The organism is Trueperaceae bacterium, assembly GCA_031581195.1.
Lineage (GTDB): Bacteria > Deinococcota > Deinococci > Deinococcales > Trueperaceae > SLSQ01.
The window spans coordinates 1-8453 of record JAVLCF010000101.1; the positions used below are offsets into that span (position 1 = coordinate 1).

Here is an 8453-nt window from a genome sequence, read left to right on the forward strand (position 1 = left end):
GTGAGGGCGACGAGGGCGAGCGCGACCGTCCAGGCGAGGATCGCCGTGCCCGGCCCCAAGGGGGCGGCCCCCGCCCGGGGGGCCGGCGTCGCGCCGGCCGGGGGGGTGCCGGCCGCCGCGGCCGAGCTGCGCTTTTTCCGTGCTGGAGGGCGCTCGCTCACGCCGCGAAGGCTACCACGGGGGGCGGGGCGCGGGCGGTCGGGTACCCTCCCGGCATGGCGACGCCCCCCTCCCCCGAGCGGCCGCGGCCGGCGTCCACCGCGCCGCCCCCCGACGACGTCGCGGCGTTGGGGGCCGACCACCCGGGCGCCCCGCACCCCGACCGCGACGTCGCCGGGCCGGCGGGCCGCGCGGAGGTCGAGGCGTTGCGCGCGGCGGCGGCGACGACGCCGTTGGCCCCGCGGGTGTGGGTCCCGGCGTCGGTGGAGGCGGCGTTCTACCGCCTCAACCGCCTCCCGCCGCGCCTCGAGGCGCTGTTCGACGGGGTCGCGGGGCCCGATCCGGACGAGGACGACGTCGAGGACGTCGCGCCCGCGGCGCGCGCGTTGATCGCGGAGCACGCGCTGATGGACCTGTTCGTCGAGGCGTTCTACGAGGCCCTGCGGCCGCTGCCCTCGACGGTGCGGGTGCGGCGCCTGGGGGCGGCGGGGCGCGTCGCGGTGCGGGGTCGGCCGGCGCTGTTGGCGTTGCGCGCGACGTGGGCCGACGACTTCGCCGACGAGGCGATCGTCCGGCGCCTGCGGGCGGGCGGTTCGGTCGTGCCCCCGGCGCGGGGCACCGTCGTGCACGCCGACGACGTCGCGGGGGCGTCCGGGTTCGTCGACGTCGAGGGGGCGCTCACGCGCCCTGCATAGCCTTCCGGCTTCGTGCATGACGGCGGCACTCCGTTTGACGAGCCGCCCGGGGAGTGGTACACAACGGGTCGACCCAGCGGGCCGTTCTCGTCGCATGTCCCACCCGCGGGCCGCGCGGCGGTTTGCCGCGCGCATCGTTCCGGAGCCGCGCGACCCCGCGGTTCTCCATTCACGTAAGGAGACGACGTATGCACCGAGCCCTCACGATTGCTCTGTCCTTCGCCGCCGTGGCGTTCGGCGGAGCCGCCCTCGCGCAGACCCCGATCGAGGACGGCGTCCTGACCGTCGCGATGTCGGGCGGCTACCCGCCGTTCTCGATGCCGGCCGAGGACGGCACCATCATCGGCTTCGACGCCGACACCGCGCACGAGCTCGGCGACCTGCTGGGCGTCGAGGTGGAGATCGTTCAGGCGGAGTTCAGCGGGATCATCGGCGGCGTGCAGGCCGGCCGTTTCGACGCCTCGATCGCGTCGCACGCCCGCACCCCCGAGCGCGAGCAGGCGGTCACCTACCTGGACATCCCCTACTACTACGGCGGCGGACAGTTCTTCGTGCCGGCCGACAGCCCGTACGACTCGTTCGAAGCGCTGATCGAGGACGGCGGCACGATCGCCGTCGATCGCGGCGGGACGAACCAGCAGTGGCTGGAGGACAACGGCTACGGCGACAACACCGCGACGTACGCCGACGTGCCGACCTCGCTGCAGGCGATCCAGGCCGGCAACGCCGAAGCGATCTTCACGAACCCGATCGTCGGCAGCCAGGCGTTCCAGACCGCCGGCATGACCATGGAGCCGCTCGGTGGGCTCGTCTTCCAGGAGAACGCCTGGATCACGATCGCCGACGGGCAGCCGGGCTTCAAGCGCCTCCTCGAACTGGCGCTGCAGGAGCTGCAGCAGAACGGTACGATGCAGGTGCTCAGCGAGCGCTGGATCGGCCTCGACATCGTCACGCCCCCGAACTGAGGGCGCTACCCAGAGTCGTCGCGCGGTCGGCCCCTCGTGGGTCGGCCGCGCTCTCGTGAGGAGTCGGCATGATCGCCTACGTCCAAGACCTGTTCACGACCGTGTTCACCCCCACGACGCTGGGGCGCCTGTGGGAGGGCACGCAGGTCACCGCCGCAGTGACGCTGTTGGCGGGGACCTTCGGCCTGGCGTTGGGGCTCGCGTCCGCCCTCGGGCGGATGTCGCGCTTCTGGCCGGTGAAGCTCATGGCGATCGCCTACGTCGAGTTCTTCCGCGGCACGCCGCTGCTGGTGCAGTTGTTCATCCTCTGGTTCGGCCTCCCGACCCTGCCCTTCTTCTCCTGGGAGAGCGCCTTCCAGGCCGGCACCGTCGGGATGAGCCTGTACGGCGGCGCGTACTTCTCCGAGATCATCCGCGGCGCCTTCGCGTCGGTCCCACCCGGACAACGCGAAGCGGCGATGGTGCTCGGGCTGAGCCGAGTGCAGAACTTCCGCTTCGTGCAGCTGCCCCAAGCGACGCGGCTCGCGATCCCGGCGCTCGGCAACCAGTTCATCTCCTTGATCAAGGACTCCACGCTCGTGACCGTGATCAGCGTGCACGACCTGTTGTTCCAGGCGGACAACGTCGTCTCGCGCACCTTCCGCCCGTTCCCGGTCTACATCGGCATCGCGATGGTGTACCTCGCGCTCAGCAACCTCGCGTCGCTCGGGGTGAACCGCCTCGAGGCGTACTACAACCGGCCGTACCGCGGCTCCGTCTGAACCGCCGGCCGGCGGTCACTTGCGGGGGCGCTCCGGCGGGAACGGCGTCATGCGGGTGGGGGTCGTCCCCTCGAACGTCACGAACGCGTCCGGGTTGACCGACTGCACGATCCGCAGCGCCTTGCGCACCTTGCGTCGCGGCAACACCGAGAAGGCGACGCGGACCTGCCCGTTGCGGCCCTCGGCGTTCATTTCCGTGACGACGAACCCGGCGTCGCGCAACGCCCGCGCGCTGGAGATCGTGTCGACCGGTGCGACGATGCGCATCAGCATGTCGCCGACCGCCACCCAGCGCTCCACCTGCACGCCGACCACCGTGCCGGCGGCGTACCCCGCGGCGTAGGCGACGAACTGGAGGGGCGCATCGAGGTTCGTGAGGACCTGCGCGGCGGCCAGGAGCCACACGAGGCTCTCGGCGAAGCCGAGCACCCCGGCGATCCAGGGGCGGCCCCGCACCAGGAACCCGATGCGGAGCGTCCCGAGCGCGACGTCGGCGATGCGGAGGAGAAAGATCGAGGCCGCAGCCAGCGCGAGCTCCATGCGGCCCCCTCAGCCTCGCGCGGCGACCGCGGCGGCGCCGACCACGCCGGCGTCCGTCCCGAGGCGGGCGGGGCGCAGCGGCGGCGTGGGCCAACCGTGCAGGTAGTCGCGCATGGCGGCGTCGACGCGGGCGAGGTAGCCCTCGGCCGCGGCGAGGCCGCCCCCGACGACGAACGCGTCGGGGTCGAACACCTTCACGAGGTTCGCGAGGCCGATGCCGGTGAACCGCGCGGCGTTCGCGACGATGCGCTCCGCCTTGGCGTCGCCCGCCGCGGCGAGGCCGACCACCTCGGCGGTGTCGACCGGCCGACCGAGCGCGAACGTCCCGTCGCGGGCGATGGCGCGTCCGCTGGCGAGCGCTTCGAGGCTGCCGTCGTGCCCCTCCCCCCCGACCGGCCCGCCGGGCAGGACGGTGACGTGCCCGATCTCCCCCGCCACGCCGTGCGCGCCGTGCAGCACCCGGTCGCCGACGAACAGGCCGCCGCCGATCCCGGTCGACAGCGTCACGTAGACGCTGACGTCGCAGTCGCCGGCGGCGCCGTAGAGGTGTTCGGCGTACCCCGCCGCGTTCGCGTCGTTCTCGAGCACGACCGGGAGCCCCAGGCGTTCGGCGAGGGCCGCCACGATCGGTGCGTCCTCCATCCCGGGGATGTTGGGGGCGAACAACACCCGGCCGCCGTCCAGGTCCAGGGGACCGGGCGAGCCGACGCCGACCCGCTCCGCGCGGCCGCCCGACCCCATCAGGCGGGTGGCGGCGTCGGCCATCGCGTCGAACACCGCCCCCTGCCCGCCGGAGGGCGTCGCGATGCGTTCGTGCGTCAGGATGCGGCCGTCCTCGACGAGGGCGGCCGCGATCTTGGTGCCGCCCAGGTCGATCCCGAGCGTGATCATGCGCCGTCCTCGCGGCCCTCGAGGAGGGCGCGGGTCGCGTCGGCGATGCGGCCCTCCTCGTCGGTCGGGAGGGCCCACACCTCGACGTCCGCCTCCCGGCGCGCGATGCGGGGGCCGTGCACGGCGTTCGCTTCGGGGTCGAGCGTCACGCCGAGGAACGCCAGGTCCTCGACGACGCGGGCCCGCATCCGCGCGTCGTTCTCCCCCACGCCGCCGGTGAACACGAGGGCGTCGAGGCCGCCCATCGCGGCGGCGTAGGCGCCGACGGTCTTGCGGATGCGGTAGGCGTAGACCTCGAGCGCCGCCGCGGCGTCGTCGTTCCCGGCGTCCGCAGCGCGCCACACGTCGCGCAGGTCGTTGGAGACCCCGGACAGGCCCCACACGCCGGACTCGCGGTTCAGGAGGGCGTCGAGCGCGTCGACGTCCATGCCGGTGCGCAGCAGGTGCAACGGCACGCCCGGATCGACGTCGCCCGCGCGGGTCCCCATCACGAGGCCCTCGAGGGGGGTGAAGCCCATGCTGGTGTCGACGCTGCGGCCGTGGCGGATCGCGGCGGCGCTGGCGCCGTTGCCGAGGTGCAGCGTCACGATGCGGAGCGCCTCGCGCGGGCGTCCGAGGCGCCGCGCGAGGTCGCGGGAGACCGCGTCGTGGCTGGTGCCGTGGAAGCCGTAGCGGCGGATGCCGTGCTCGCGGTACAGCGCCATGGGGAGGGCGTACAGGAAGGCGCGCCGCGGAAGGTCGGCGTGGAAGGCGGTGTCGAACACCGCGACGTGCTCCGCGGCGGGCAACGCCGCGCGGGCCGCGCGGACGCCGGCGAGGTTCGCGGGGACGTGGAGCGGTGCGAGCGGGGCGAGCGCGTCGAGGTCGGCGAGGGTGGCGTCGTCGAGGCGGACCGGGGCGGTGTAGCGCTCGCCGCCGTGCACGATGCGGTGCCCGACGCGCGTCACGGCGCGGGGGTCGAGGGCGTCGCCCGCCAGGTCGAGCGCCGCGCGGAACGCCGCCGCCACGTCCGGGAGCGGCCCGACCCGCTCGCCGCCGTCGCGGACCGCGACGCGGGCGTCGTCGCGACCGATGCGCTCCGCCAGGACCGACGGCCCGCCGGGCACCTGCGCCAGCTTGAGGCTGGAGCTGCCGGCGTTGACGACGAGGACCGGCGCGTCGGTCGATCGGGGGGCGTCGGTCGATCGGGGGGCTTCGTTCACCGCTTCCCACCTCCGCCGCGCCGCGGGGCGCGTTCGGCCCGAGGGGGTCGGGCGGCGCCCGGCGCAGCGGCGCAGTGTACCAACGCGCCGCACCCCGCGCCGCCGCACCGGCGGCGGGCCCGTCCCGGCCCGGGACGGGACGAGAGGCCACCCCCACCCCTCCCGCCCCCGCGCCTTGAGTCCCCCGGACGCAGGTTATGTGGTACGCATCACCACGCGGGGGTGGGGGCGGGGATAGCCTGCATGCAGCGGAGGTGAGGCATGTTCAAACTGTTCACCGTGGAGACCGCCAACGACCTGCTCGACGCCGTCGACGAACGCCTCACGGCGCTCGAGACCGCCGTCCGCGAGCTTCGCGACGCGCACGCCCGGGCCCGCGACGCTCGGCGCGACGCCGCGGAAGCGCTCGCGCTCCGCCAGGAGATCGGCTTCCTGGCCGGCGCGGCCCACGACGCCCGACGCGACCTCGAACGCCTCGGCGTGCAGGTCCCCGACCTCGAGGCCGGCGTCGTGGAGTTCCCCGCCCGCGTCGGGGGCGAAATCGTGCACCTCGTCTGGGAACGCGGCGAGCACGCCGTCACGCGCTACCACCGCCTGACCGGCGACGCGACGACGTACCCCCTGGACGTCGGCGACGTCACCCCCACGCCGCGCGACGAGAACGCCCCGCAGGGCGCGTCCGACCCCCGCGCCTGACGCGCCCTCAGGCGCCGTCCGGCGGCCACACGAGCGCCGGACGGAATCCCAACGCGTCCGCCGCGGCGAACACCACCCGAACGCCCGGCACGACCGGCGAGGCGGGCGGCGTCGCGCCGTGCACGTGCGCGTACACGAGCGCGTCCGGCGCGAACGCCGCGATCCGCTCCAGGAACCCCGACGCCTCCAACGCCGGGTTCGTCGGCGGGAAGTGCAGCATCACGATGCGCACGTCGCCCGGCTCCGCCAGGTCGCGCGCCGCCGCCAACGACAGGTCGAGCCGCCCGAGCTCGCGCGCGTGGATCTTGCGGTCCTCGTCGGTGAAGCCGGGACTGCCGGGGCACGTCCACCCGCGGGTGCCCGCGACGACGACGCCGTCGATGCGGACGGCGTCGTTCTGCACCGCCCACGTGCCGCTCGGCAGGGCGGCACGAAGCTTGCCGATCGCCGGCCACCAGTAGTCGTGGTTGCCGCGCAGGAGGACCTTGCGGCCGGGCAACGCGGCGAGATCGTGGAGGTCGTCGAGGGCGGCGTCGAACCGCAACGCCCACGACACGTCGCCCGGCACCAGCACCAGGTCGTCGTCCCGCACGACCGCCCGCCACCCCTCGAAGAACGCCTCCGGGTGGCCGGCCCAGTGCGGCCCGAAGACGTCCATGGGTTTCGGGTCGCGGCGCGACAGGTGGGGATCGCCGATGGCCAGGACGCGCATGCGGGCGGCAGTCTACCCCGGCCCCCACGCCACGCCCGACGCGGTGACGCCCGACCGGTCGAGCGCCGCGACGGCGTCGGCGGCGCGAACGCCCGAGCGCGGGTCGCGCCAGTCCGGCGCGACGTCCAGGAGCGGCACCAGCACGAACGCGCGGCGCATCGTTTCGGGGTGCGGCAGCGTCAGCGTGGGGGACGCCCGCACCACGCCGCCGTACGCGATCAGGTCGAGGTCCAACGTCCGCGCGTCGTGCCGCACGCGCCGCTCCCGTCCGAAGCGCACCTCGATCGCCAGCAACCCCGCCAGCGCCGCCTCCGGCGTCGCGGCCCCCGGCCCGGCACGCAGGCGCACGACGGCGTTGAGGTAGTCCGGTTGGTCGGGCGGCCCCCCGACCGGCGTCGTGCGGTAGATCCGCGAACGAGCCTCGACGCCCCCGAGCGCCGCGAGCGCCTCCGCGGCGCGCGGAAGCGTCCGCGCCGGGTCACCCAGGTTCGCCCCGAGCGCGACGACGAGGTCCGCGCCCTCAGCCACCGCACCCTCGGCGGGCGCGCAGGCGTTCAGCGGCGACGGTGCACCTCCGCCGTCACGTCCCCCACCACGCCGGGCAACGGCGCATCGGGCTTGTGGACCCGCACCCGCACGTCGTCGACGCGCGGGTGCTCCACCAGCACGCGGGCCGCGATGCGCTCCGCGAGCGTCTCGATGAGGGCGTAGCGTTCGCCCTCCGTCTCGCGCCGGACCGTGGCCTGCAGCGCCGCGTAATCGACGGTCGCGTCGAGTTCGTCGCGGCCCGGGAAGGCGACCCCGACCTCGAGATCGACGTCGAACCGCGCCCCGGTCTCCGCCTCCTCGGGGAACACGCCGTGGCGCCCGTGAAAGCGCATCCCGTGCAGCGTCACGCGCCCCGCCCCGCCCGCCGCCCAGCGGGCGGCGTCGAGCGCGGCGGCGACCGCCAGCGCCTGCCGGGCGCCCGGCACGTCGTGCACCCGCACCAGCGCCGCTCCGAGCTGCGCTGCGCCCGCGTGCACCACGTGACTTCCAGGGTCGCGATCGGCGGGGTCCGGCACGTCCGCCAGCCGGCCGATCGTCCCCTTGCGCGACGCCCCCATCAGGACCGGCGCCCCGAGCGCCGCGAAGCGCGGCAGGGCCGCGAACAACGCGAGGTTGTCGGCGTCGCGCTTCCCGAACCCCCAGCCGGGATCGAGGACGACGTCGGGCACGCCGTCGGCGAGGGCGACGTCGCGCGCCGCGCGGAGGAACGCCTCGACCTCGGCGACGACGTCGTCGTACGCCGGGGCGTCCTGCATCGTGCGCGGCTCGCCGCGCATGTGCATCGCGACGGCGGGCACGCCGGCGTCGGCGCAGGCGGCCCGCATCGCCGGGTCGCGGAGCCCCCCGACGTCGTTCACCAGGTGCGCACCGGCGTCGAGCGCGACGCGGGCCACCTCCGCATGCCGGGTGTCGATGCTCACCAGACCCTCCCGCGTCGCGGCGAGCGCCTCCACGACCGGCGCGACCCGGCGGATCTCCTCGGCGGGATCGACGGGCGCCGCGCCGGGCCGGGTCGATTCCCCCCCGACGTCGACGATCCAGGCGCCGTCGCGCCAGGCCCGCCGCCCGGCGGCGACCGCCGCGTCGGGGGCGTCGTGGCGCCCCCCGTCGCTGAAGCTGTCGGGCGTGACGTTCACGACCGCCATGAGGCGCGCACCCCGCCACGCCAGACGCCACCCGTCCCCGTCGCGCTCCGCGCCGGGCAGGGCGCGGCGCGCGCGCAGCACGTGCAGGGGAGCGTCCTCGGGGGACGCCTCGTTCGGGGCGGGGTGGGGGCCGGGCGG

10 protein-coding genes are annotated in these 8453 nt (G+C 75.3%); 4 read left to right on the forward strand and 6 right to left on the reverse strand.

Going from position 1 to position 8453, the window contains the following annotated elements; genetic code table 11:
- The first annotated feature begins 215 nt into the window (after nucleotides 1-215).
- The 3 genes from RI554_09165 to RI554_09175 all read left to right on the forward strand — a co-directional run bounded on the left by RI554_09165 (nucleotide 216) and on the right by RI554_09175 (nucleotide 2580).
- Nucleotides 216-854, forward strand: a complete 639-nt coding sequence (locus RI554_09165; GenBank protein MDR9392182.1) for a hypothetical protein — start codon at nucleotides 216-218, stop codon at nucleotides 852-854.
- Nucleotides 855-1042: 188 nt separating this feature from the next.
- Nucleotides 1043-1819 carry a transporter substrate-binding domain-containing protein gene (locus RI554_09170; protein MDR9392183.1) on the forward strand — a complete coding sequence of 259 codons (777 nt, stop codon included), beginning with the start codon at nucleotides 1043-1045 and terminating at the stop codon, nucleotides 1817-1819.
- Between the two features lie 68 nt (nucleotides 1820-1887).
- Nucleotides 1888-2580: an amino acid ABC transporter permease gene (locus RI554_09175; protein MDR9392184.1), complete on the forward strand. Its 693-nt coding sequence runs from the start codon at nucleotides 1888-1890 to the stop codon at nucleotides 2578-2580.
- Nucleotides 2581-2595: 15 nt separating this feature from the next.
- On the opposite strand, the gene RI554_09180 is transcribed toward RI554_09175, so the two are convergent.
- From RI554_09180 to RI554_09190, 3 genes are read right to left on the reverse strand one after another with little or no spacing between them, the layout of a single operon-like run.
- On the reverse strand, nucleotides 2596-3120 hold the full coding sequence (locus RI554_09180; protein ID MDR9392185.1) for a DUF5698 domain-containing protein: 525 nt from the start codon (nucleotides 3118-3120) through the stop codon (nucleotides 2596-2598).
- 9 nt (nucleotides 3121-3129) lie between these two features.
- Entirely contained in the window at nucleotides 3130-4011 is an 882-nt protein-coding gene (locus RI554_09185; GenBank protein MDR9392186.1) for an ROK family protein, read from the reverse strand.
- Nucleotides 4008-5213 (reverse strand): acetate/propionate family kinase, encoded by a 1206-nt coding sequence (locus tag RI554_09190; protein MDR9392187.1) that lies wholly within the window; start codon nucleotides 5211-5213, stop codon nucleotides 4008-4010. The genes RI554_09185 and RI554_09190 overlap by 4 nt, the downstream gene beginning before the upstream one ends.
- Nucleotides 5214-5474: 261 nt before the next feature.
- Here RI554_09190 and RI554_09195 point away from each other — a divergent pair, with 261 nt between their 5' ends.
- A complete protein-coding gene (locus RI554_09195; GenBank protein MDR9392188.1) occupies nucleotides 5475-5909 on the forward strand; it encodes a DUF2203 family protein in 435 nt (144 codons plus the stop codon).
- A 7-nt stretch (nucleotides 5910-5916) separates the two neighbouring features.
- Here the strand turns inward: RI554_09195 and RI554_09200 are convergent, their stop codons facing one another.
- The 3 genes from RI554_09200 to folP form a co-directional block, all read right to left on the reverse strand.
- Entirely contained in the window at nucleotides 5917-6621 is a 705-nt protein-coding gene (locus RI554_09200; protein MDR9392189.1) for a metallophosphoesterase, read from the reverse strand.
- 12 nt (nucleotides 6622-6633) lie between these two features.
- Nucleotides 6634-7149, reverse strand: a complete 516-nt coding sequence (gene folK / locus RI554_09205; protein MDR9392190.1) for a 2-amino-4-hydroxy-6-hydroxymethyldihydropteridine diphosphokinase — start codon at nucleotides 7147-7149, stop codon at nucleotides 6634-6636.
- Between the two features lie 26 nt (nucleotides 7150-7175).
- Nucleotides 7176-8453 (reverse strand): dihydropteroate synthase (folP, locus tag RI554_09210; GenBank protein ID MDR9392191.1); only part of this gene is annotated, 1278 nt, incomplete at its 5' end.

Bases quoted from the DNA above. Each gene is read 5' to 3' on its own strand.
- RI554_09165 (MDR9392182.1), top strand. From the start codon at position 216: ATGGCGACGCCCCCCTCCCCCGAGCGGCCGCGGCCGGCGTCCACCGCG.
- RI554_09170 (MDR9392183.1), top strand. From the start codon at position 1,043: ATGCACCGAGCCCTCACGATTGCTCTGTCCTTCGCCGCCGTGGCGTTC.
- RI554_09175 (MDR9392184.1), top strand. From the start codon at position 1,888: ATGATCGCCTACGTCCAAGACCTGTTCACGACCGTGTTCACCCCCACG.
- RI554_09180 (MDR9392185.1), bottom strand. From the start codon at position 3,120: ATGGAGCTCGCGCTGGCTGCGGCCTCGATCTTTCTCCTCCGCATCGCC.
- RI554_09185 (MDR9392186.1), bottom strand. From the start codon at position 4,011: ATGATCACGCTCGGGATCGACCTGGGCGGCACCAAGATCGCGGCCGCC.
- RI554_09195 (MDR9392188.1), top strand. From the start codon at position 5,475: ATGTTCAAACTGTTCACCGTGGAGACCGCCAACGACCTGCTCGACGCC.
- RI554_09200 (MDR9392189.1), bottom strand. From the start codon at position 6,621: ATGCGCGTCCTGGCCATCGGCGATCCCCACCTGTCGCGCCGCGACCCG.